The sequence below is a fragment of the Flectobacillus longus genome (genome assembly GCF_030056705.1).
In the GTDB taxonomy this organism is placed as follows: Bacteria; Bacteroidota; Bacteroidia; order Cytophagales; family Spirosomataceae; genus Flectobacillus; species Flectobacillus longus.
Map to the genome: position 1 here is coordinate 47204 of NZ_JASHIC010000037.1, position 25262 is coordinate 72465.

General features: G+C 37.2%; 19 protein-coding genes. 4 read left to right on the forward strand and 15 right to left on the reverse strand.

Annotated elements, in window-relative coordinates:
* Positions 1 to 137 precede the first annotated feature (137 nt).
* The 3 genes from QM491_RS23030 to QM491_RS23040 form a co-directional block, all read right to left on the reverse strand.
* On the reverse strand, positions 138 to 3260 hold the full coding sequence (locus tag QM491_RS23030; RefSeq protein WP_283329883.1) for an efflux RND transporter permease subunit: 3123 nt from the start codon (positions 3258 to 3260) through the stop codon (positions 138 to 140).
* 232 nt (positions 3261 to 3492) lie between these two features.
* Entirely contained in the window at positions 3493 to 4482 is a 990-nt protein-coding gene (locus QM491_RS23035) for an efflux RND transporter periplasmic adaptor subunit (RefSeq protein WP_283329884.1), read from the reverse strand.
* 192 nt (positions 4483 to 4674) lie between these two features.
* Positions 4675 to 5580, reverse strand: coding sequence for an AraC family transcriptional regulator (locus QM491_RS23040; RefSeq protein WP_283329885.1), 906 nt, complete (start codon positions 5578 to 5580; stop codon positions 4675 to 4677).
* Between the two features lie 560 nt (positions 5581 to 6140).
* On the opposite strand from QM491_RS23040, the gene QM491_RS23045 reads away from it, so the two are divergent.
* A complete protein-coding gene (locus tag QM491_RS23045; protein WP_283329886.1) occupies positions 6141 to 7592 on the forward strand; it encodes a sigma-54 interaction domain-containing protein in 1452 nt (483 codons plus the stop codon).
* 191 nt (positions 7593 to 7783) lie between these two features.
* Here the strand turns inward: QM491_RS23045 and QM491_RS23050 are convergent, their stop codons facing one another.
* The 10 genes from QM491_RS23050 to QM491_RS23095 all read right to left on the reverse strand — a co-directional run bounded on the left by QM491_RS23050 (position 7784) and on the right by QM491_RS23095 (position 19453).
* Complete coding sequence (locus tag QM491_RS23050; protein WP_283329887.1) at positions 7784 to 9154, reverse strand: sigma-54-dependent transcriptional regulator; 1371 nt, start codon at positions 9152 to 9154, stop codon at positions 7784 to 7786.
* Positions 9147 to 11411 carry a tetratricopeptide repeat-containing sensor histidine kinase gene (locus tag QM491_RS23055; RefSeq protein ID WP_283329888.1) on the reverse strand — a complete coding sequence of 755 codons (2265 nt, stop codon included), beginning with the start codon at positions 11409 to 11411 and terminating at the stop codon, positions 9147 to 9149. Before QM491_RS23055 ends, QM491_RS23050 begins: the two co-directional genes overlap by 8 nt.
* 84 nt (positions 11412 to 11495) lie before the next feature.
* Positions 11496 to 11969, reverse strand: coding sequence for a Dps family protein (locus tag QM491_RS23060; RefSeq protein ID WP_283329889.1), 474 nt, complete (start codon positions 11967 to 11969; stop codon positions 11496 to 11498).
* Positions 11970 to 12170: 201 nt separating this feature from the next.
* Entirely contained in the window at positions 12171 to 12614 is a 444-nt protein-coding gene (locus QM491_RS23065) for a DMT family transporter (protein WP_166552522.1), read from the reverse strand.
* Complete coding sequence (locus QM491_RS23070) at positions 12607 to 13065, reverse strand: DoxX family protein (RefSeq protein ID WP_283329890.1); 459 nt, start codon at positions 13063 to 13065, stop codon at positions 12607 to 12609. Before QM491_RS23070 ends, QM491_RS23065 begins: the two co-directional genes overlap by 8 nt.
* A gap of 97 nt (positions 13066 to 13162) precedes the next feature.
* Positions 13163 to 14098 carry a ring-cleaving dioxygenase gene (locus tag QM491_RS23075; RefSeq protein WP_283329891.1) on the reverse strand — a complete coding sequence of 312 codons (936 nt, stop codon included), beginning with the start codon at positions 14096 to 14098 and terminating at the stop codon, positions 13163 to 13165.
* A 21-nt stretch (positions 14099 to 14119) separates the two neighbouring features.
* Complete coding sequence (locus QM491_RS23080; protein WP_283329892.1) at positions 14120 to 15496, reverse strand: alginate export family protein; 1377 nt, start codon at positions 15494 to 15496, stop codon at positions 14120 to 14122.
* Positions 15497 to 15623: 127 nt separating this feature from the next.
* Entirely contained in the window at positions 15624 to 17402 is a 1779-nt protein-coding gene (locus tag QM491_RS23085; RefSeq protein WP_283329893.1) for an amidohydrolase, read from the reverse strand.
* Between the two features lie 199 nt (positions 17403 to 17601).
* Positions 17602 to 18291 carry a hydrolase gene (locus QM491_RS23090; protein WP_283329895.1) on the reverse strand — a complete coding sequence of 230 codons (690 nt, stop codon included), beginning with the start codon at positions 18289 to 18291 and terminating at the stop codon, positions 17602 to 17604.
* A 340-nt stretch (positions 18292 to 18631) separates the two neighbouring features.
* Positions 18632 to 19453, reverse strand: a complete 822-nt coding sequence (locus tag QM491_RS23095) for an alpha/beta fold hydrolase (protein ID WP_283329896.1) — start codon at positions 19451 to 19453, stop codon at positions 18632 to 18634.
* Positions 19454 to 20027: 574 nt separating this feature from the next.
* Between QM491_RS23095 and QM491_RS23100 the strand changes: the two genes are divergently transcribed.
* On the forward strand, positions 20028 to 20951 hold the full coding sequence (locus tag QM491_RS23100) for a LysR family transcriptional regulator (RefSeq protein WP_283329897.1): 924 nt from the start codon (positions 20028 to 20030) through the stop codon (positions 20949 to 20951).
* Positions 20952 to 21065: 114 nt separating this feature from the next.
* On the opposite strand, the gene QM491_RS23105 is transcribed toward QM491_RS23100, so the two are convergent.
* Together QM491_RS23105 and QM491_RS23110 are read right to left on the reverse strand one after the other, a co-directional pair.
* Positions 21066 to 22022 (reverse strand): sodium-dependent bicarbonate transport family permease, encoded by a 957-nt coding sequence (locus tag QM491_RS23105; RefSeq protein ID WP_283329898.1) that lies wholly within the window; start codon positions 22020 to 22022, stop codon positions 21066 to 21068.
* 89 nt (positions 22023 to 22111) lie between these two features.
* A complete protein-coding gene (locus QM491_RS23110; RefSeq protein ID WP_283329899.1) occupies positions 22112 to 23074 on the reverse strand; it encodes an L-threonylcarbamoyladenylate synthase in 963 nt (320 codons plus the stop codon).
* 298 nt (positions 23075 to 23372) lie between these two features.
* Between QM491_RS23110 and QM491_RS23115 the strand changes: the two genes are divergently transcribed.
* Together QM491_RS23115 and QM491_RS23120 are read left to right on the forward strand one after the other, a co-directional pair.
* On the forward strand, positions 23373 to 24797 hold the full coding sequence (locus QM491_RS23115) for an NADP-dependent isocitrate dehydrogenase (protein WP_283329900.1): 1425 nt from the start codon (positions 23373 to 23375) through the stop codon (positions 24795 to 24797).
* 235 nt (positions 24798 to 25032) lie between these two features.
* On the forward strand, positions 25033 to 25262 hold a 230-nt coding region (locus QM491_RS23120), incomplete at its 3' end, for a transposase (protein ID WP_283329901.1).

A 25262-nucleotide genomic window follows, 5' to 3' on the forward strand; every position in this document is an offset into this window, starting at 1 on the left:
GGTTTTATGGTTGGAACGTCAGCTCTAGGATTGTATCGACACATACGCTACAGTGTATTACGTATAAGCTTGTAGCGTATGTGCACGAAAGATTTTATGGTAAATCACTAGAAATGAATGATTTCAGAATGATATTCTTATGAATGTTCGGGCTTGTACTGTATTTCTACGGTCGCGTCAACTTCATCATCTGGCGCTGGAATTGGTTTTACAAAACTGTAGTATAGCACAGGTACCACAAATAGGGTAAGTATCATGGAGATAATTAAACCAAATGCTAATACACTACCCAAAGGTGCCCAAAGTGGAGATTTTCCTACTATCATCGGAATAACGCCTACGGCTGCCGCTGCCGATGTCAAGAATATAGGGCGCATTCTTCTTTTGGCCGAAGCCAATGCCGCCGCTTTGATGCTGTATTTATGCTCCAAAACAAGTTCGTCGGCATAATCTACGAGGATTATACCATTTCGCACTACGATACCAATGAGACTAATCACCCCCATAAATGCCGTCATTCCGATTGGGTTATTGGTTAGATACAATCCTAAAAATGCTCCTAACAAACTCAGAGGGAACGTGGCAAGAATAATCATGGTTTTTCCAAAACTCTTGAACTGAAATAATAAGGTCGCAAAAATCAAAATCAAACTGACTGATAAAGCGGTTAGCATGCCTGGAGTATTTTCTCCATTTGATTCGGCATCACCGCCATATTGTATGCTAATCCCCTGAGGTAAATAAAGCTTTTCAATTTGTGGTTGTACTTCTTTCAAAATCACTGAGGCTCTTATGCCATTTTGTGCTTCTGCAAGTACAGTCAAGGTTTTCAAGCCATTACGATGGGCAATCACACCCGTATGCCATGAGGGCGATAGTTCCGCTACTTCTCTTAATGCTACTTTTTTCCCATAAATGGTACTTAAATGCAAATCTCCTAGGGCGTTGATATCTTTACGATTGTCTTCGGCATATCTTAGGAAAATATCAACAGGTTTATCACCTTCCCACAATTGAGATACTGCGTATCCTTTTAGTCCTGCGCCAAGGGTTTGGGTAATAACCTGATGTGGCACTCCTAAGCGAGAAGCAGCATCTTCGTTGATTTTTAGACTAATTCCTAAATAATCATTTTCATAATCATTTCTGACCCAGTTTGTACCTTTGGCTTTTTGTAAAATAGACTCAATTTGCTCAGCAACACGTTTTTGGTCTTTGATGTCATTCCCAATAATTCTAATCGCAATAGGAGAGCCCTCTTGGAAACTTAGCTGACGAAAACGCACATAACCATCTTTTATAAAACCTTCAAATTTGGGACGATACTCCTTTACGATTTCGTCTGTGGCCTGATTACTTGCAGTCGTAATAAATAACTGAGCAAAGTTTCTTCGAGGAATTTCTGGCGCATAAGAGGTTTGGAATCTTGGAGAGCTTGTGCCCACAAAGCTTGCGATACTCAATACTCGTTTATCCTTTTTGAGAATGGCCTCAACTTCTGAAACCTTTTTATCTGTTTCATTTAAGGCAGTACCATCGGGCATCCATATTTCGATATTAAATTGATTTCTTTCACTGGTTGGGAAAAACTCTTGATCTACTTTTCCAGCAATCACAAAAGCGAGTAATACCGCTCCGAGGGCTGAAAACATCGTAAGTTTTGGCCATCTAAAACAAAACTCTACTCCAATATTGAAAAGGTTCTGTAAGTGATCTAACAGCGATTTTCTAGGAGGTCGGTCAGATATTGTATGCTTTAAGCCTTTTTTGATAAATACATAACACATATAAGGTGTTAAAAACAAGGCTACAAGCATAGAAGTAATCAAGGCGATAGCCACCGTAATAGGCAATGATGCCATAAAGTCTTTGGCAATACCATTCATGAAAAAGGCTAAAGGCGCAAAGGCAAAAATAATCGCCAAAGTAGCCGTGAATATTGGTAAAGTGAGCTGTGTAGCCGCTTGCCATGCACCTGTCCATGGGGTTAGTCCTTCGTCCAGTTTTTCGATATAATTGTCTACCACCACAATGGCGTTATCCACTACCATCCCCAAGACTATAATGAGGGCTGCCAAGGATACCTGATGTAGTTCAACCCCAATCATATTCATCAAACCAAAGGTGATAAGAATCGCAATAGGGGCTGCCACCGAAGATACCGCTGCCATCCGAATTGGTAAGAGAAGCATTACAACAATAATTACCGATGCAATTGCCATTCCAAACTCGACCATAAAGTGATCAATACTTTCGGCAACTACCGCTGGCTGATTCACAATGTTCTCAATTTTGATGTCATCAGGAAATGACTTTTGTAATTCTGCCAACTTGGCATCTACATTTTCTCCAAAATCTACAATGTTATTTCCGGGTTGCATCTCTGTAGAAATGAGCATGACTTTATCTTTGCCAATTCGAATAAAAGAGGCTTCTTCTTCATACCGTCTTTCTATATACGCAATGTCTTTTAGTCGCACTTGCTCACCACTAGGAGTCGTATAAACCAGTTGATTGGCAATCTCGTCCTCGGTGTGGTATTGACTTTGTGTAAAAATTGGAATCGTGTTGGACTGTACCGTTACTTCGCCAGAATACTCTGTTATATTCTGACCTTGTAAAGTTTTTACAATAGTCCCCAAATCAAAACCATATTGCTGAATCTTCTTATCATCAATTGTCACATAAATCTGCTGACGCTGTCCACCAGAACGGTTTATTTTTGATACTTCTGGAATCGTTTTAAGTACATCTTCCATTTTGTCTAGATATTGCTCCAATTCGGCATAACTTCGGGTCGAGGACGAAACCGCAATAATTTGAGCTGTTACATCGCCAAAATTACTATTAACGATGGGTCCAATAACTCCAGAGGGTATCGACGCCCTCAAAGTTGTATTGAGTCCATGTTGTAACGTAGCCCAAAACTTCTTACGGTCTTTGATACTGGTATGTAATTCTACCGTGATAAATACTTGTCCATCACGTGTTTGCGACTTTGTTTTTTGTTTGTTGACTTCCTCAAAAGAAAATAAGAATTGCTCAATCTTGGAGGTAACTTGTTTTTCCATCTGCACTTCATCGGCGCCAGGGAAAAATGCATATACCATCGCCACAGGAGCTTCTATTTTTGGGTCTTCTGCTCTTGGCATATTCTTCAAAGAATATATCCCAAAGAGCAAGAGCAAGCTTGCTATCACAATGGTTACCTGTTTGTAACGCATAGCAGCTTCAATCAAGTTAATATTTCGTTTCTTCATGTGTCTTTTTTCAAAGAATTAGGGATGTGTCTTGAGTCAAAAGTGCTGAATTTTTAAAGTAAAAACCCTATGTCAGACACCTATTTCATCATTAATTGTAGATTGTATCAAGGAATATAAAAAATCACAGACAATAGTTAGCCAGCTACTATAGATGCCCATAGTAGTATAAAAAAAGCTCAGCTATTAAGTTTTTGTTATGGTTAAAGAAATAGTATTGTTGTTGAAAATACTATAATTGTACTTCTGAACCGTCATGTAATTTCGTTTGTCCTTCTATCACGATACGTTCGTCTTTATTCAATCCTTCTTTAATGATTACCTCTTTACTACCGATTAAAGACCCAACGGTTACACGTTTTTTAAGTACTTTTTTCTCGCCATTCATTACGTACACATAGGTAATATCATCTGCATCTCGAACGACCGCATTGGCAGGAATTGAAAGGGCTGGTACCACTCGATTCGGGTTTATTTCTACATTAGATATCATCCCAGGTAGAATACGGTTTTGAGGGTTATTCAATTGAATCTTAACGATATAAGTCTTTGAAATAGCATCCGCTTGAGGATTGATAATGGATATAGTCCCCTTGATAGATTCATTGAGTGTTGGGATAAAAACCGAGGCAGTCATACCTTGTTTGAAATTACCAATTTCAGCCTCTGGAACTGTAATTTTGGCAAACACTTTATCTGTTTTGATAATACTAAAAGCTGGAACTCCTGGGGCTGCCATACTACCTTTTTCGACAAGCTTCTCTGTAATAATTCCTGAAATAGGCGCATGAAGTTTGCTATCCGCAATATGTTTGGTGTTGATATTTTTGTTGGCCTGCGCTTGGGCAACTTTGGTTTTTATATCGATAAAATCTTTGGCAGGAAGACTTCCTTTTTGATACAAATCATTGAGGCGCTGATACATATCTTCGGCTTGTTCGAGACCTGCTTTTGCAATAATCAGAGCGTTTTCATATTCGGTGGCATCGATACTAGCCAAAAGCTGTCCTTGACGTACAAATTGCCCTTCCTTTGCTACCACTTGGTTGATAACCCCTGGTACTGCAAAACCAATTTTACTAGTATTGTCGGGCTCGATACTTCCTGTGTACGACAAACTTTGTATACGATTTATCTGCTGAACCTCTTGAGCACTTACACGTACTATATTTCTGGTTTGTTGTTGCTCTGGTTGTTTTTTACCACAAGAGGATAGTATCACAGTGCACACCGCTAATGGGAGTACCTGTGTCAAACTTGGCTTGATCATAGAGATTTATTATTGACTTGTTATGAATTTATGCAACAAAATTCCGCATAATCATGGCTAATCAAAAGGTCTGAATATCTCCAAGATTGGTCTAAAAGTAAGTTTTGTTTTTTTTAAGTAATTTTTACGAGAAAAATCAACCAATTATTCTACTTTTCTAAATTCTGAGGGTGAAAATCCTGTATGTCTTTTAAAAAATTTTCCAAAAAAAGATTGATCACTGAAATGCAAAATATCTCCTACTTCTGAAATACTCAAGCTGGCGTCGGTTAATAATAATTTGGCCTCTTGAATGACAAAATCATCGATTAGTTCACCAGCGCTCTTTCCTGAGACTTCTTTCACTGTTTGAGTCAGGTATTTAGGATTAACATTGAGTTCATTGGCATAATATTGGACATTTCTTTGTTCTTTAAATCGCTTTTGAAGCATATTGACAAATTGCATGACAAGATGTTCCTTTCTGGTGAAGGTTGTATTTTTGACTGGTGCGTACTTTTGCGCTATGCCCCCAAGCTCGTAAAGGAAGATATTGAACACATTTTTAAGAATTTCTTTTCCAAAAGGATGCTCCTTTTGACCATAATAGCGAAATGATAGCTGTTCTGTCACCTCTTTCATTCTCATAAAATCTGTAATTTCAGGACTCCATAGGGGTGAGCCTTGGTATGAAATATAATTAAAAACCTCAGGAAGGTTTTTGAACTCAGCAATTTGTGCTAAAAAGTTGGGTGTAAAAGCAACTCCCGTCACAATCGAACCTTCTGAGGCACATAACGAGCGCTTGATGTCGTTTGGAGCCGTTACCACAAGTTGATGCTCATGAACTTTATATTCTTGGTTATTGATACTGACGACCATCTCGCCCCGAAGCACTAATATTACGAAGAAAAATTCTGTTCTATAGAGATAATCAAGCTTTTCGTTTTCATAAACCTCGGTATCTATCTTCACCACGAAGTCGTTTGAAAAAGACTCAACATCAATTGAGTGCTCCTGAACAAAGTCAAGGAGATTGAATACAGGAATATCTTTTAATTTATTTGCCATAATTAAGAAGATGTTATGCGTTAATAGTGTACCCATTATTTGAACTTGCTCATAACCATGAGGGTAGGGTCAAAGTATGTCATGAATTTTATCAATGAACAAAACTGATAAATGCGAGTCAAAAGTTAAGATACTATCTGATAAAGTTTCAAGATTGTCCAATAATGAGGACATAGATAAATTTTTAGTTTAATCTTTTTGGTTACTTATAATATATAGTCCATTATCTAGATAATAAACTGACAACTAAACAAGGTTAAGGAATAGTTCCAAGGGGGCAAATTTAAACTATACGATTACAAAGATAAAGTCATGTTTATCACCCTAAATTAGCTTTATATTTCAGTTTATTATTGATGAATTTATTGACCTTCTCTATAAATCTTGTAGATTTGTATATAATTAAGAAAGGAAAAATAACACACAGTTTCATAACCACTCTCCCTTAATCATAGAATCGCCTGATAGAAAGAATTTTAGTCGTTCAAAAAACGATTAAAAAACTTTTATGTATCTGATTTATCTCTTGACTTAAATTGTCTTATAACATTATTAATCTTATGAATTTTACGTTATCGCACTCAAAGGCTACCAGCTATAGCCAGACTTTATCCCAAATGATTATGGATAAGATGGCAGCATTTGCTCAATATGTACTTGAAATAGAGTTTTTTAGTGCTTGCGTATATAGAGGAGAGGAACTAGAATGTTATCTTAGTAATCTTCCCAATACAGTTGTTGAAGGCTTACCAACTTCGGTAACAAGACAATCCTTTGCTCAATATACTTTTGATAAGGTAATTACACTCAAAAGGCATCTTTCGTTTGAAAAGCCTTGGCAAGAATATGTAATGATTGAGAAAACATGGTTTGTGCAAAGGGCATTAGATCATGATTATAAGGTAGTGTTGGGATTTCACGCTTTAGAAAACCGTGAATTAACGACCGAAATCCATACTCAAATTTTACAGTTTTCAGAGGCAGTAGCTTATCAAGTAGGATATTATGGCTTAAAAAACCAATTGAATTTACCTTCTCACGTATCTCCTTTGCACGAATTACAAAATAACCTTGGACTTATTGGTATTAGTGAGGGCATAAATACGGTTCGAGATTTAATTTTACGTGTTGCTCCAACAGACTCAACGGTTATTATTTTGGGAGAAACAGGTACTGGGAAAGAGTTAGTCGCCAAAGCTATTCATAAGCAATCGAATAGAAAAGATAGTGCCTTTGTAAAAATCAATTGTGCAGCTATCCCATTTCATTTGCTTGAAAGTGAGTTGTTTGGTCATGAGAAAGGAGCATTTACAGGTGCTGTAGAACGCAAAATTGGAAAGTTCGAATTAGCAAATAATGGTACGTTATTTCTGGATGAGATTGGAGATATGCCACATGAGCTTCAAGCAAAAATTCTGAGGGTCTTACAAGAAAAATCCTTTGAACGTGTAGGAGGAAATAAGACAGTCAACGCCAATGTACGGATTATTACTGCCACGCATTGTGACTTAGAAAAATTGATAGAAGCTGGTACTTTCCGACAGGATTTGTACTACAGGCTAAATGTGTTTCCTATCCAAATACCTGCTTTGAGAGAAAGAGTAGAAGACATTCCTGTATTGGTTGAACATTTCGTAAATCACTTTGCCAGAACGCTCAACAAGCATTTGCTTGGGGTTAATCAACAAGTATTGAGCTGTTTGATGCAAAATACTTGGCAGGGAAATGTCAGAGAATTACAACATGTCATCGAACGAGCCTGTATTTTATCAAAAGGGAAATATATTAATAAAACTTATATCTATCAGAATACCAGTACTATACAAGATGAAACTAATCATTTTGAAGTAAAACCATTACAAGAAATCGAACGTAGTTATATTATTCAGGTACTCCAGCATTGCCAAGGAAAAGTATTTGGAGAAAAAGGTGCAGCCCAACTTTTGGGTTTACCACCGACAACCCTGCTGTCGAAAATGAAAAAACTGCATATCCAAAAACAGATAGGCTAGGTAAGCACAAAATAAGATTACATTATTTCCTACCTAGTCCAAGACTAAGTCTTGAGCTAGTATTTTAACTTTTGTTTGATTTTGAATACCTCAAGCAAAACTTATTAGTAACAGAAAAGAATAAATTAATAATATAGCTAGGCTACACATTAACTGATATACTGTTAACTAATAACTTACTTTTACTTAAACTACTTATAAACCAGCTTAATACCATGTTTTTTCATCTTGGAGTAAAGGGTTTGAGCCGATATTCCTAATAGTTCGGCGGCACCTCCCGTTCCAGAGACTTTTCCATTACTTGCTTTTAGTGTATTGATAATATGCTCTTTTTCCATCTCTTCCATTGTCAAAATAGCACTTGGTTTATCAGTTTCTACCTGATGTGTAGTCTTTAATTCTGGTATTGGGATTGTGTTTATTTCAGTATCATTTGCCATAAGGACTGCTCTTTCGATACAGTGTTCCAATTCTCTAATATTACCTGGCCAAGCGTAGCTTTGAAGTTTTTCTTGTGCTGAAACAGATAAACTGGTGATTTTTTTACCCAGCAATAGTCCATATTTTTCAAGGAAATAACTTGCCAAATCTTCAATATCTTCTTTTCGTTCGTGCAATGGCAAAAGTTCTAAGGGAAAGACGTTGAGGCGGTAATATAGGTCTAGTCGAAAACGACCCTCCGATACTTCTTTTTCTAGATTACGATTCGTTGCTGCAATAACTCGAATATCAACTTTTAGGGTTGTATCGCTTCCTATTCGCTCAAATTCTTTTTCTTGCAAAACTCTTAAGAGCTTTACTTGTGCTTCGAGCGGCATTTCTCCAATTTCATCCAAAAAAATCGTTCCACCATGTGCTTGCTCGAATTTTCCTATACGTCGCTGGTTGGCACCTGTAAAGGCTCCCTTTTCATGACCAAATAACTCAGATTCAATAAGATTGATGGGTAAAGCAGCACAGTTGACGGTAATAAAAGGCTGTTTATTGCGATGCGATAAAGTGTAAATAGCCTTGGCTACTTTTTCTTTACCCGTTCCACTTTCACCCAAAATTAACACGGAGGTAGGAGTGGGAGCTACTATTTGGATTTTATGGCTTAACTCTTTTATAAAAGGACTTTTACCAATTAACCCAGTGACTTCTGAGGTAAGCTCTACTTGTGTTTCAGTCTTAATCAAACCTCTTTCAATGCCATATCTATGGCGAGCAATATCGAGCATGACAAACAAATCTTTGTCTCGAAAAGGTTTTACCAAAAAGCCATACGGCTGCGTTTTTTTGGCTGATTCCAGACTTGAATGATTGGTGTTAGCCGAAATGAAAAGAAATGGAATATTTCTTTTATGCAGTATTTGAGCCAAATCTATGCCTGTCAGGTTACCTTTTAGAATAATATCAATGAGCACCCAATCGGGTTTCTTTTCTTCAATATATTGTAAGGCTCTTTCTACAGAAGATGCTATTCCAGTTACCAAATAGCCTCCTTTGGTAAGCATGAGCTTAAGGTCATAGGCGACAATAAACTCATCTTCAACAATTAATATTTTATCTTTTTTAGACATTCACTAACTCTTTATGTAGAGGAAAAACAATTTTCACCTTCACGCCATGATCACTTGTGATTTCAACATTTCCGTCGATTTGCTCCGCTAAACCATAAATCAAATTGACTCCTAATGACTCGGAGGTATGTTGTAAAAAATCATCTGGAAGCCCAATACCATTGTCACGTACCCCCAAATGTACAAAGTTCTGCTCATCGAGTTGGAGACAAATACGAATCACACCATTACTTTGGTTAGGAAAAGCGTATTTAATGGCATTATTAATCACTTCATTGAGTATTAAACCTACTGGAACTGCCTGAGAAACATCAAGAGTAACATCGTCGAGGACATAATCCATGGTAATCTTTTGCTTAAAATTGGAGTACTCTTTCACATACGAAATCAACTCAGCTATATACCACCGCATATCGATAGTTGATAGCCCATCCGTTTGATACAGTTTTTGATGTATCAGCGAAATGGCTTGCATACGTTGCTGGCTTTTCTGGATAGCCACTATGGCATCTTGATTATTAAGATGAGCCGATTGTGCATTGAGCAGGCTAATGACTACTTGTAAGTTGTTTTTAACCCGATGATGTATCTCTCTAAGAAGCCATTCTTTTTCATTCAGAAGTTTTTTGAGTAAATCGTTTTGTTGATTGATTTCAGCTTGCTTTTTCTCAAGTTGTAAATTGACTTTTTGCTTTAATCTATATCGACTAACAGAAATTACTAATAAGAGCAATAAAATTACGGCTCCAGCGATAATGTTGACTTTTAAAACTCTTTCATTTTGGATAATGCTATTCTGAATTTCTGTCTTTTGTTGTAAAATTTGGATATTCTTATCTTTTTGTTCGGTTTCAAACTTTACCTGAAGATTGATAAGCTGTTTGGCTTTTTCGATATTGAGTAAAGAATCAGAAGCTACCTTGTATAGTTTTAGGTGTTCAATTGCCTCTTGAAGCCTTCCCAAGGCAGAATCAGCTTTGTAAATATTTTGATAGGCTAAAGAAAGATAAAGGTAGTTTTTTTCTTGAATAGCTATTTTTTCGTAATCTAAAAGTAGTGGATAGGCCTTTTTATATTGATGTGTTTCGACTAAATATCGTGTGATACTATTGAGATAAAACTTGTAATAAGCCTGTTCTGGTGTGAGTGTTGAAAATATATCCCACACCTTTTGATAATGCTGTTGAGCTTTATCAAACTCTCGAAGTCCAATATAGATATTCAAATAGAGATAAGGAATCCGCCCTATCATTTCTGCACTTAAATCTTTGGCATATTTTTTTTCGAAAAAAATTAAATCTTTTAGGGCACCTTTATAGTCATTGATGCGGGCTTTAGCAGTAATAATATTGCCCGAAATCATTTGAATATAGCTTTTCTCTTGGTATTTTTTGGCGATGACTAATGCCTTTTCCCAATAGTCAACAGCAGGTTTTTCTTGTTTTAAATAATAATATACCAGTGCGGTGGTGTTGTAAATGCTGCTCATTTGTAAAGATGAGTCTTTAAGGTATTCGGCTGTTTTGACGGCAGAGATACTATTTTCAAGTGCTTTATCGTACTTACCCATCTGTATGTAAATACTAGCCATAAGTTTATACACTCCTTGGGTGTCAGGTATTTTAGCCTTTTGAAAAGCAACAAGTGCCGCATTTAGTTCTTTCAACGCTTGGTCTTTCTGATTATCAATAATCAGTAAGTCTCCGAGCATTTGTCTTGCTGGAGCTTCTTTATCGTAGGCATTGGCTTGTGCAAAATACAAGATGGCTTTTCTGTAATACTTTATTTTTTGCTTGATATGATATTCATCCTGCTCAATCAAATGCCCTTCTTTTTCAAAAAAATCACCTTTTTGTTCTGGTAAATTATACAGTTTGGCAAAACCATACGCTTTTCTAATTAGTAGTTTCCCTTCTTTTCGAAGACCTTTTTCCAGTAAAATACAACCTCTTAAATACAGACTTTTGACATATTCTGGGTGTAAATTATTGATAACACTCATCCGCGTAGCATCTTCAGCCAAAGTTGATGCACTATCTAAATCAGATTGTAGTTCTCCATTTCTTAACAAATAATACTCACTCAAAAGTAAAAGCGTATTCACTTGATTAACAGGCGTAACTTTACCTTTGAGCACACGCTTAAGTGAATCGGCTTGAGCCAATGTTAGCACTTTGGCGTTTGCTTTAAAGTAAGTCAGTAATCCTGTGACAAAGAGCAACAAGCATATTTTTGGAAAAAAAGAGAACGTTTTCATTATGATTCAGAATAACAAATGGCGATTGAGAGGTAATGAAAGCTAGCCAACTGTCTAGCTTTCATTAATAAAATTACACAATTTTTACTTTAGATGTGCTCTTAGCATCCACGCCATTTTTTCATGGGTTTCCATCAATCCAGTGATAAAATCACTTGTGCCAAGGTCGTGCAAGTCAGTAGCAAAACGATTAATGTTTTCACGTAAGTGAAAAATAATCGTTAGGTGGTCTTGTAGTAATTCTTTGATTAGTCCAAGACTCGTATTTTCTTCACGGGTTTCTTCGGTTAATCGAGTGAGTTGTGAATAGCGTTTGAGCGTTGCAGGAGCAAAATGACCAATCGACCGAATACGTTCTGCAACATCGTCGATAATGTCGTCTAACTCATCATATTGTTTTTCGAAGAAAAGGTGCATTGTATAAAAATCTGCGCCTTCTACATTCCAATGAGCATTCCGTGTTTTGGTGTACAAAACAAACTCATCCGCTAATAATTTTGACAGCTCTAGGGCTATTTCCAAGCGGTCATTCTCTTTGATACTAATGTGTGTTTCCATGTTTTATGTAAAGTTTTGAGATAAGAAAAGAAGTTATTAGTTAATAGTATATCGGTTATGTGTTTAGGCACTAGGCACAAGGCAAAGAGTGTTAAAATGTTTTTTATGTTTTTGCCGAATGCCCAAAGCTAAAAGCCGAAAGCTCAATATTTGAATTTAATTTTGCCAACTAGCCTAATGCCTATGGCTTACAGCCATTTTTTAAAACTTCCGAATGATGACGACGCCAGCAATAATGAGTAAAATTCCTAGAATACGGTATAGGTTGATAGGATGCGGGTGCGGAACTAGTACGTTGAAATGGTCTAATAATAAGGAAATCAATAATTGTCCTGCGACGGCCAACCCAAAAGTTAGTGCTGGTCCGAGCCTAGGAAATGCCAACACCATGACGGTTACATAAAAAGCGCCAAGCAAACCAGCCACCCACAAATGAGAAGGTGCTGATTTTACCGAACTTAAAACAAGTGCTTCCCTGTTGACAGCAACATACGCAAACATACCAATCGCCCCAACAATAAAGGAAATCAATGTAGCCCAAGAAGGACTGTCGAGTGCCTTGCCCATACGGGTATTGAGTCCCGCCTGAATCGGTAACATAGCCCCAGCCATAATCACCAATAATATCCAAATACCTTTATTCATCGTAATGAGATTTAGAAAATAAGAAATAGTCCAAACTGTAATTTCCTGCTCCAGTGAAGGTTAAAAAAATAAAAGATAGGCTATACATGAAAGGCGTATCTTTGACCAATAAGGAATCGCCTGCATGTACCACTAAATATCCCATTAGCGTTACGCACCAAATGGGGATAGTAGAAAAACGGGTGAATAATCCCAAAATCACAAATATCGGACAAACCAAATTGGCCGTCAGAATAGCGCCATCATTCAACCATGAGGGTAAGCCAAAAGGATTAGGAATTTGTTCAACTACTCCCGTTGTAATACCCAATTTTTTGAGACCATGAACCAAAAATAGCTCCGTCCCCAAAGCCACTCTATAAATCAATAGAAGGATATTCCAAGATTTCGGTTGTAGATTACCCACTAAAAATAGGTTAGATAACCACTGATTAAAAGGTTCTGATTTCATAAACAATTATTAGGTTGAAGAAAGTCAATAGATACTTAAAGCATTACTCCACTACTTACTGAATACTTACTTTTAAAATCATAAATCACTCATTCACTCAATAAATCGGCGTGAGCGTATTTTCTATTTCGCTTCTAAAGCGTTCAAATTGTATAGGAAGCTTCAGTGATTGTCCCAATTCGGCAAGAGGTTCATCAACATCAAAGCCAGGACTATCCGTTGCTACCTCAAACAGCACCCCGCCAGGTTCACGGAAATAAATAGAATGAAAATAAGTTCTATCCATAATAGGTGAAACATGCAAATCTGCATCTAAAACCTTCGCTCTTTGTAGCGCAATAAACTCATCGGTTGGCGTTCTGAATGCCACATGATGGACAATACCAGCGGCAATAAATGCTTCGGGTTCATCAGGTAATTCAAGAATATCGATATATGCAGCATTGGCTTCGAACTGATGCGAAAGTCTCGTAAATGCACCTTGCTTGCTTGAAACTGTATATCCTAGCAGTTCTTTTAGTACCTCAACACTTGGCTCAGTTTCATTGAGGGTGAGAGTTATACCATAAAAACCTTGTGTAGCGTACTGAGCAGCGATTTCGCTGGTTATCCAAGGCTGGGATGTTTTGCCTTTTTCTGTTTCTATTAGTGCCAAGGATAAACCATCTGGATCAGAGAAGGATAAGATATTTTCTTCAAAACCATCCTTTTGTTCTATAAAACGAATGTTATTTTGTGCCAAACGCTTTTTCCAAAAATCTATACTTCCTACAGGAATGGCAAAAGTAATCTGAGAAACTGTTCCTGCGCCAGGGATGCCTTTTACTTCATCGCCCCAAGCAAAAAATGTCAGAATTGTTCCGGGTGAACCCGCTGTATCGCCGAAGTAAAAATGGTATGCATCAGGAGCATCGAAATTGACAGTCTTTTTGACTAATCTCAATCCTAATACTTTGGTATAAAAATCATAAGTTCTTTGGGCGTCGCCAGCAATTGCTGTGATATGATGTAGCCCGTATGTGAGGTTTTCCATGAGCTTTGATGATATTTTTTGCTAAAACTTTACTTGTGTAGTGAGCGCTGTCATAAAAATGTCTTTCCCTGCGCTTTCTGCCTGAATAAAAGAACCTGAAGCAAACCAAGTGGCCTCAAGTCTGAGGTACACAAAAGGATTAAGTTGATAATTAAAATCTGTAGCCAACTGAGTACCGATAAATTTTTCTTCGGTATTTTTTCCTGCATAAATCACCGACATATTCGGAGCATAAATACCGTCGTGCTTACTCAACCGCCAAAAAATATCGTAATCCATACCCCAATTAAGTCTGTCTGTCAATTCTAAATCAATGGAAGGATGAATATCAAATAAATTGGAAGGACCGATTAGTGCTGCCAGACCAAAATAGGCTCCTTTGGGATATAAGGGATTAAAAGTCTCTACGCGATTATCGTTAGGATTTTCATCACCAGAGATAGCCTCAGTTTTTAAGCCAAACTTTGGTTTTAAACGCCATTCGTCTAATTGGAAAGTCGTATTTGATGAAATTGTCCAAGCACGAATGGTTTTATCTTGAAAAGCTCCAAACTGATATACTCCTTCAAAATCATATTGCCAAGCACCTGAGGTTTTCCAAATACGAGTGCCAAGTGAGTGACGAAGTTCTTCGCCTTTGCCAGCTACAAGTGTGGCGGTTTTCTTCCAGATACCCAAGTAATAAACATCGATATTGTTCAATACAGGAGCATGATTAATGACCGAATAAAGCCCCCAAAATTTAGCATTTTCATTAAAATGGTCGTCAAAAATTCCTGCTTTGTTGGCGACGGGATGCGAGTAAAAGGCATCAGATTTGAAGTTTTTTTGTTGGTAAATAAGTTTCAAGGCATCAAATGCCATTCTGTTATTGGGTGCTTCACGGACTGCCACTAATCGCTGTGAACCATAAGATAACTCTTGTCGACCAATGCGAGTGGTAAGTATAGTTTGTGATGAAGTGTTCCATTTTGCCTCAACAAATGCCTGATGTAAATCCAGTGGATTTTCTTCGACGATACTTGGCGCTAGACGGCTATTGGCCATGCTACTTTGCAATTGTACAAAAGCCCTCAAATGTTTGTTTATATGCCAATCTGCATGGCCTAGGAAACGTGTGAGTAAAAATCCATCTTTGTCAGGTGTGGCATCGCCCCAGTCTTCATTTTTGAGGTAAAAGTATTGATAGCGCACCTCTCCACCCAAAGACAAATAGGGAAGTTTTTGATGCTTTGTCAATGGGATAAACTTAATTTTATCGTAACTGCCTACACTGCTATCACGTTTAATTTTTGACCAATCTTCGTCATAACGAAGCGGCTTGAAAAGCGAAGCTTTTTGAGCAAAAGCATCAATACTTCCTAAGAAAATACCCAATGCCAAAATCGCGGTTTTCATACGGTATAACGAAGATTAAGTAAAACAATATTCGGCATTAGGCTGTAAGCCGTAGGCTAAAGTAGTTTCCTAGGAAATTATTAGGATTTTTTGCCTAATGCCTATTGCTTAAAGCATATTTTCACTATTATTTGGTTTGGTAGCCACCGTAGTATTTGACTGGGCTCCAACTTGGAATTACGTCCAAAGGTAGGGGTGCGATAGCTTTAAAATCTCCTTTGCCATACACCACTTTACCATCGAGAATAGTCAATTCTGAAGTAATTTCCTTGATTTTTTCTTCTTCTATATTGAAGTAGTCATCACTCAGTACCACTAAATCAGCCAGATAGCCCGAAGCAATTTTCCCTTTTTGTTTTTCTTTAATCAAATCGTAGCCTCCTGCCGTATATAATTGGAGTGCCGTTTGGCGATCAAGCGTATTTTCTTTGGCCATTACCTGATTGCCCCCTAATGATTTTCCTGAAACTATCCAGTATAAGGACATCCATGGATTGTATGAAGCTACTCGCGTTCCGTCGGTACCCAGACCAACAGGAATACCCAATTCGAGCATTCTTTTAACTGGAGGACTATTCAAGGCTGCTTTTTTGCCATATCTACGAATAAAACTTTCTCCTTGATAAGCCATACGGTGCTGAATCGCAATACCACCACCCAAGGCTTTTATGCGTTGCATATTTTCTTCACTGACAGTTTCGGCATGATCAAAAAACCAAGTTAGTCCGTTGAGTGGTGTTTCTTTGTTTACTTCTTCGATTACCGCCAAATCTCTTGAAATACTTTCGTTATAAGTAGCATGTAATCTAAAAGGCCAGCGATTTTTTACTAATAATTGTAAAACAGGCTTCAATGAGCTTTCCATAGTAGTTGGCAACTCAGGACGAGGGAAAAGAAAATTCTCAAAATCAGCCGCATCAGCAACCAAATTTTCGCCACCACCTTCAACATGATAATCTACCTCATTATGTCCATTTGGATGCACAGCGTCCAAATCTACCATGCCAATCCATTTGGTATAGTCGCTTATTTCAGTACCTTTTTTCTGAGCAAACAAATAATAGGGCAATCGAACTGTTATTTTTCCTGCTCGGTCGAGCGAATCTGTGATTTTGTAATCATCAGGAAAATTCTGGAAACCGCCACCTGCATCCATTACCGCAGTCACACCCAATCGGTTGAGCTCGGTCATGTATTGTAGAGTGGAATTAATTTTTTCGTCGAGACTAAGCTCTGGTAATTTTGCTAGTGTAGAATACAAGATATAGGCATTGGGCTCAGCGGCTAATAATCCTGTTGTGTTTCCATGTTCATCTTTTTCGATTAAACCTCCCATTGGATTGGGCGTATCTCCGTTGATATGAAGTTTTTCGAGACCAGCCTTATTGAGCCAAGCTTTTCCATAGAGATATAAAATAAACGTAGGAGTATTGCCCGTAGCTTGATTGATTTCTTCAAGCGTTGGCAAACGTCTTTCTTCAAATTGGTATTCGTTCCAGCCACCAACTACACGAACCCACTGACCTTCTGGGGTGCGCTGAGCTTGTTCTTTGAGCATTTCTAACGCTCGTTTTAAGGATTTAACGCCGTCCCAACGTAATTCGGTATTAAAAAATCTTCCCCCACGGATTACGTGTAAATGGCTATCGAAAAGCCCTGGGATAATGGTTTTTCCTTTAATATCTACTACTTGTGTTTTGGATGATTTGTAGGTTAAAATTTCTTTGTTACTTCCTACTGCCAAGACTTTGTTTCCTGCAATGGCAATAGCTTCGGCATTACTCTTTTGAGCGTCAAGGGTATGTACTTTGGCATTAATCAAAACCAGATCAGCTTTGATTTTTTGTCCAAAACCTTGAAAAATGACAAAGGTTAAGAGAATAGTGAGTGCGGTTAACTTCTTCATGACAATAAGGAAGGTTTGGGTAATGGGGTAATAATGCTGAATTATGAGTTATGAATTGTGAATGTAAAGTATTAAATTGCAATGCTTTACATTCACAATTATTTTAATTTTGCTCGCTTTAAACGTTAGACTTTCGGCAAAAATATTCCCCATGAATTCAAAGAATCTTTTTGGCTTAATGCCTACCGCTTATAGCCTATTAATGTTTCAACATTTCGTGCGCATATTGGATACCGATACCGTAAGCACCACCGTATTTTTTAACGAGGTTGGTTACAGGTACATAAGTCTCGCTTCTTGCCCAGTCTCTTTGTAGTTCAAGTAAGTACTGGATAGATGTCATTGGGTGCGCACCAGCTTGTACCATACGTGCAATAGCTTGGTCATGAGCCTCTTTTGATACGTCGCCACTAGCGTCCGTTATTACATATACGTCATATCCTTCGCTGATGGCAGACAATGCTGGACCTACAATACAAACGCTAGTCCACAAACCTGCAAGGACAATTTTCTTTTTGCCTTTATCAACGATGGCTTTGTGAGCATTTACATCTTCCCAAGTATTCATAGTTGTACGGTCGATGTATTTGGTAGTAGCTTGAGGATAAAATTCAGAAACTTCAGGAAAAACAGGACCACTAAATGATTTTTCGGCTACCGTTGTTACAACCGTTGGAACATTAAAGATTTTAGAAGCACCTGCTACAATGGCCGTATTGTTACGTAATTCGGTCATATCGATATTTTTTGTAGCAAAACCCATTTGACTTTCATGGTCGATAAGCACCAAAGCATGGTTACTTGGACTCAACAACATCGGAGATGGTTTTTGCGCTAAACCAATAAATGACACAAGAGCGAATGCGAGAGATAAGATGGACTTTTTCATGATTTTAAATGTTTATTGTATTGTGTTGTGAAAATTTTGGGCAAAGTTTTTTCGTCTCCCAAAATGGGGAGTTGAGCTACATTGCAGGTTTTTGAGTATGAATTTTTGATTTACAAAACCTTCAAAGAGTTATTGATTCTCTGTCGTTGTTTTGTTGATTCAAAATTACTACAAGCATTTAGCCTGTGCATTGATGTATGTTAAGTAATGAGATTTTACGCTGTAGGCGATAAGCTATTTGCATTAAGCAAGGTGTTTCTGATGAAATAATATAAACTGCCTAATGCTTACAGCCTATAGCCTAAAGCGGGATAATGCAATCGTATTTTGTATTAAATCCCTATTTTGTCAAAAATGTGAGTAATTCTGAGTTAAACTTATCCAATTCTTCAATAAACAATGCGTGACCACTATTTTCAAATTTCACAATATAAGAATCTGTAATACCTGCGTGCATTTGTTCTGCTAAATGAAACCCACAAATAATATCCTTAGTACCATGGAAGATCGCAGTAGGGACTTTGATTTTGCCTAAATCTTCTCGTAAATCTTCGTCACGCAAGGCAATCAGACATTGAGTAGTAGCGTAGAAAGATGCTTCAAAGTTGATTCCGCCTAACCAGCCAGCCAAAGGAGCAGAAATAGCTGTTTCGGATGCACCGAAAATCTTCCCAAAATTTTCTAATAATTGTGGACGATTGATAACACTCAAATCAATCAAACCATTTACCGCTTCTACCTCAGACCAAATTGGAGCCGCAGCACCAAACAAGGCTAACTTGTTAATATGTGCGCCTGCGTATTTGGCTGCAAAATGAATCGAAATAGCACCACCCATCGAAAACCCTCCTAAAAGTGCATCTTCAATATTAAGTGTTTCGAGTACAATCTTGATATCCTCGGCAAAGATATCATAGTTGTAAGGACCAAAAGGCTTGTCTGATTTACCAAAGCCACGAAGAGTAATACCAATAACACGGTAACCTTTGGCGACTAAAAATTGATATTGATACTCATACATGGCATTGCTAAGCGGCCAGCCATGAATCAAAACCACCACAGGGCCTTCGCCCAAATCAGTTACATGCAATTTTACATTTTCTTCAACTGCGATAAATTCACTTCTTCCTGCTGAAGTCAGTTGTCTGTTAGATAAGGTCATTGTTAGATTTGGAGTTTTAGTGAAAAAATAGTTAGAGATAATCTCCTCTTATTTATTCCTAAAAGCATGCCATTGTAATAAATGTCTGTTTTTCAGATACTTATTACAATGGCCAAATGTTTATCAACTACGATATTTCGTAATTTTATGAAAAAGCAATACGATATTTCATAATTGCTATTAAAAAACTTTATGCTTTAGTTAAAAACAAAGAATGTTTTATTGGCAACAAAATAAACTTTTGTTTACTTCCCAAAGCATGATAGTGCAATCGTATTCTACATTATTCACCAATAATATTATGAAATATATCAGAGCTATTAACTAGTGTATAGTTAAAATAATAAGGGAGTTCTTGCCTAATTGGGAATCAATCGATGCTTTTTCCTTTTCTAGTTGAAATAGAATGATAAACCCTCCATTTCTTTTGCAGGAATAAACGTTTATTTATGATTCTCCTATATCTTTGCTGAGTACGTAGTACAAAAAAGTTGCTTTGATTCGTCGAATAAATATTGGCAATTTCTTTTCATTTTTCACAGTACTTCTCAAAAGTCAAGTTGACTTTATCTATATGAACTATACATTACATCAGCTACAAGTATTTTTAATGGTTAGTAAAACCAAAAGCGTCACAAAAGCTGCCGAAGAATTACACCTGAGCCAGCCAGCAGTTTCGATTCAATTAAAAAATCTTCAAGATCAATTTGCAATTCCACTTACCGAAGTGGTAGGTCGTAGGTTGTTTATTACTGATTTTGGCCAAGAAATTGCCATCGCTGCTGAAAGAATTCTAGCTGAAGTACATGCGATTAATCATAAAACCGCCGCTTTTAAAGGGCAACTGGTTGGACAACTCAAAATATCAGTTGTATCTACAGGTAAATATGTTATTCCATATTTTCTAAACGACTTTATCAATAAACACGAAGGGATAGAGCTCAAGTTGGATGTAACCAACAAAGTCAAAGTAGTGGAAAGTCTCGAACACAACGAAGTAGACTTTTCGATGGTATCTGTTTTGCCAGATCATCTACAAATTGAAAAAGTTGAACTTATGCCAAACAAGCTTTTCTTGGTAGGTAATACATCTCAAATTCACGAAAAAAAGCTCTATGATACATCTTTACTAGCCTCATTGCCACTTATTTACAGAGAAAGAGGGTCGGGTACTCGGCATGTTATGGAGAAATTTGTCCAAGAAAATATGCTTCCCATTCACAAAAAAATGGAACTGACTTCCAACGAAGCTGTCAAACAAGCTGTACTAGCGGGACTTGGATACTCAGTCATGCCATTGATTGGGCTCAAAAATGAATTGTCATTAGGCGATATGCAAATCATCCCAGTAAAAGGGTTTCCCATTCAAAGTATCTGGCATTTGATCTGGATGAGAGGGAAAAGCTTCTCTCCTGTAGCCAAAGCATTCTTGGATTTTATACAATTAGAAAAAGACAGAATTATTCAGGATAAATTTAACTGGTGTAACAAATACTAAGCAAAAAATAAAGTCGCTATCGTGTATCAGCTTTCGGTAAAAAGTATGTTTTATACATTTGTAAAGGCTATATTATTCCGATAACTGATACAAGATAGTCTTAAATATTTTTTTCTAGGACACAATTCCAAAATACAATGGGAGTCCTATGGTAATATTGATTGGGAAAGTTATAGCCAAAGCCATTGGTAAATACAGCCCAGGATTAGCTTGAGGAACCGATATTTTCATAGCAGCAGGTACTGCAATATATGAAGCACTGGCAGCTAACACCGCTAAAATAAATCTATCTACACTATGCTGACAAAAGAATCCAGTAATCCAGCCTATCAAACATCCATTAAATAAGGGTACCACTATTGCAAAAACAATAGGAAACCATCCGTATGAAAAAAATGAGGTAAGCTTTCGACCACTCGAAATACCCATATCTAAGAGAAAAATCGCTAAAAAACCTTTAAATAAATCATTGGTAAAAGGTTTTATTCCTTCGGCTTGTTTAGCATTTGCTAAATAACCAATAATCAAGCTACCTATTATAAGCAAAACACTTCCGTTTGTTAAAGAATGCTTGAGTGCTTCCTTTTTCTGAATTCCCTCTGGTTCGTCTTTACAAAATGTCGATATCAAGAGTAAACCAACAATAATGGCGGGCGATTCCATCAAAGCCATCGTTGCAACCATATAGCCGTGGAGTTGTAGGTGATGTGTTTCGAGGTATGAAACCGCCGTTACAAATGTAACAGCGCTCACCGAACCGTATGCTGCCGCTGCTGCCCCTGCATCATATACGTTTAGTTTTTTTCTCAAAATAAAAAACGTATAAAAAGGAATTGCTACCGAAATAAATACTCCTGTAAGCATTACCCAAGTAATTTGAGGGCTAAAGGTTTCGTGGGAAAGTTCTTGTCCTCCTTTAAATCCAATCGCAAATAAGAGATAGAGTGAGATAAATTTTGATGAATTAGGTGGAATCTCTAAGTCACTTTTTAAAAACACGGCCACAATTCCTAAAACAAAAAATAATAAAGCAGGATTTGATAAATTCTCTAATAATAAGGTTGAATCCATAAGTATTTGTTTACTTGTTAATTATCTATTTTTCAAAAGCAGAGCTGAATTTAGCCCTGCTTTTGTGTAGTGTGTACCCTCTAAAAAATTTATACGATACTGGTCGATGCTCTGATTAGTCTATCATTAAGAACAATACCTATTTCTGAAGGCTCTAAGAGTTCGGCTATGATGATATCAAGACCGAGCGCATCTAATTCGTGCAAATACTCATACAAATGCGTAGCTGCTTCTTTCAAGGAATTGTTGGGACTCAAATAACGTATAACAATATCTGGGTATTCGGCTTCGAAAGCATTTAGGGTAAGTAATCCTATTTTTTTACCTTCATATTTTTTAAGGGTATCCTTCAAATCCTCTGTCACAACCAAAGGAGTTTGTGGTGAATAATGCGAACGGTGGCTACCAGGGTATTTACTACTGTTCTCGTTATCATAATAAACGGGTATTTGAGGGAATGCTTTCTGGATATCTTCTTTTCCAATAATTCCTTGTCGATAAATAACAATTGCATCTTCGTCAAACCCAATAATTGTTGATTCAACTCCAACTTCACAATTTCCTCCATCCAGTGTTAGTGGTATTTTGCCTTTGAAGTACGAAAAAACATGCATGGCAGAGGTGGGGCTTACTTTACCAAAAGGGTTTGCACTGGGTGCCACTAATGGAAATTTGAGTGATGAAAGTAGTTTCAAGGCTAGCGGATGGTCTGGCATTCTTATGGCAATGGTACTTAGACCAGCAACTGCTTCTTGAGGTACTTTACTACTAGCTTTAAGAATCATAGTAAGAGGCCCAGGCCAAAACTGTTCGGCAAGCTGCTTGGCAATAGTAGGAATATCATCTGCAAGTTCCTGAACCTGATGCCAATTGGCAACATGAGCAATCAGAGGATGACTTTGAGGACGAGCCTTGACCTCATATATTTTTGCAATAGCCCTAGTATCCCAAATATTACCTGCAAGACCGTAAACTGTCTCGGTTGGAAGACCAATAGTTTCTCCTTTCTCAAGATATGTTTTTGCTAGATGAATGGATGTTGAAAGTATCATTGTTGTATGTGTTTAATAAAGTGTCACAAAATTGAGCCTATTTTTTAATAAGTTTTTATTTATATAAAAAATAAAAAACATAATTAATATTTATAACCAACTTGTCCTTAAAAACCAAATGCACTACAAATGACAAATAAACATTTGATTATCAAATATTTAATATATAAATCTATTGGTTTGATTTTTACCCAAAATCGCAATCATAAGAATTGTTAATATTTTTCATTTTATATATAAATAAAATTTTATGTATTTATCATGTAATCTTTGCACTGTAAAATTAAAACTAACACAGATGACAAAAATTACAGTTGCAAAAGGAGACGGTATAGGACCAGAAATTATGGATGCCACTCTAGAAATCATTCTTGCCGCAGGAGCAAAAATTGAAATCGAGACAATTGACATTGGCGAAAAGGTGTATTTATCAGGTAATACTGCTGGTATTGCCAAAGAATCTTGGGATATTATCCGACGTAACAAGATATTCTTGAAAGCGCCAATTACTACGCCGCAGGGAGGTGGCTACAAGAGTCTTAATGTAACAACTCGTAAGTTTTTAGGATTGTATTCAAACGTTCGTCCATGTTTAAGTCTACATCCGTTTGTTGACACCAAACATCCTAAAATGGATCTTGTTATTATTCGAGAAAATGAAGAAGATTTATATGCGGGAATTGAGCATCAACAAACTGACGAAGTAGTACAATGTCTTAAGCTGATTAGTCGCCCAGGATGTGAAAAGATTGTGCGCTATGCTTTTGAATACGCCAAACATAATGGTCGTAAAAAGGTAACTTGCTTTACCAAAGACAATATTATGAAGCAAACAGATGGTTTATTTCATAAAGTTTTTGATGAGATAGCACAAGAATACCCTGAAATTGAAAATGAGCACTGGATTATCGATATTGGTGCAGCCAAAATGGCCGATACTCCCGAAGCTTTCGATGTCATTGTTGTACCCAACTTGTATGGAGATGTTTTGTCTGATATTGCCGCCCAAATAGCTGGATCGGTAGGTTTGGCTGGATCTTCGAATATTGGAGAAGAATGTGCCATGTTTGAGGCTATTCACGGCTCTGCCCCACGAAGAGCAGGTCAAAATGTAGCCAACCCTTCAGGGTTGTTGCAAGGAGCTATTTTAATGCTACAACATATTGGTCAAATGGATATAGCCGAAAAAGTACAAAATGCTTGGCTCAAAACCATTGAAGATGGTATTCATACTTACGACATTTATCAAGAAGGAATCAGTACTCAAAAAGTAGGTACAAAAGAATTTGCCCTTGCTGTAATAGCTAATTTAGGCCATAAACCAAAGCAACTTCAAGCCGTAGAGTTTGCACACGGAACTCAAATGAATTTACCTAAATATGTACGCAAGTCACCCGCCAAAAAACAACTAGTAGGCGTTGATTTATTTGTGCATTGGACAGGTAGCCAAGCAGATGACCTAGCAAAAGTAGTAAGTCAGATTAATCAAAACAATGCCGAACTTATCATGATTACCAATAGAGGTATTAAAGTATGGCCAGAAGGATTTCCTGAAACTTTTTGTACAGACCACTGGAGATGCAGATTTAAGGGGTTGTCATCTCCTCAACAAATACCGCTACTTTTAGAAAAGGCTATTTCTTTAGGAATAGATGTTATCAAAACCGAAAACCTTTACGAGTTTGATGGTAAAGCCGCTTACTCACTAGGCCAAGGACAATAATAAGTTGAACTAACCTGTTCATCCTATCTTGTATGAAAACGGATAGCTATCAGATCTTATTTGATAGCTATTTTTATTCTTAACATCTTGGTTAATAATTATTTCAGAAACTAGATTTGTATGCCAACACATAAGTAAACTTCTTTTTATTAGCAGTCATGTTGTCGGCTTCCCCAAAAATAGTACGGATTAAAAGTTTAAAAAGTGTGATATTTTTTAACTTTAGGTAAGTATTATGAAAAGCAGCAAATTTAGTCCGACCGAAATTGCCAAGATTCTTAAGGAATTTGAATCAGGCAAGTCATTAGACACCATCGTTTGCGAATATGGGGTCAGTAAGGTAACTTTTTATAAATGGCGTCAGCGTTATGGCGGCATGGAAGCTAGCGAACTCAAGAAGGTCAAACAACTTGAAGAAGAGAACGCCAAACTCAAGCGCATGTATGCAGAACTAGCCTTGGAGTT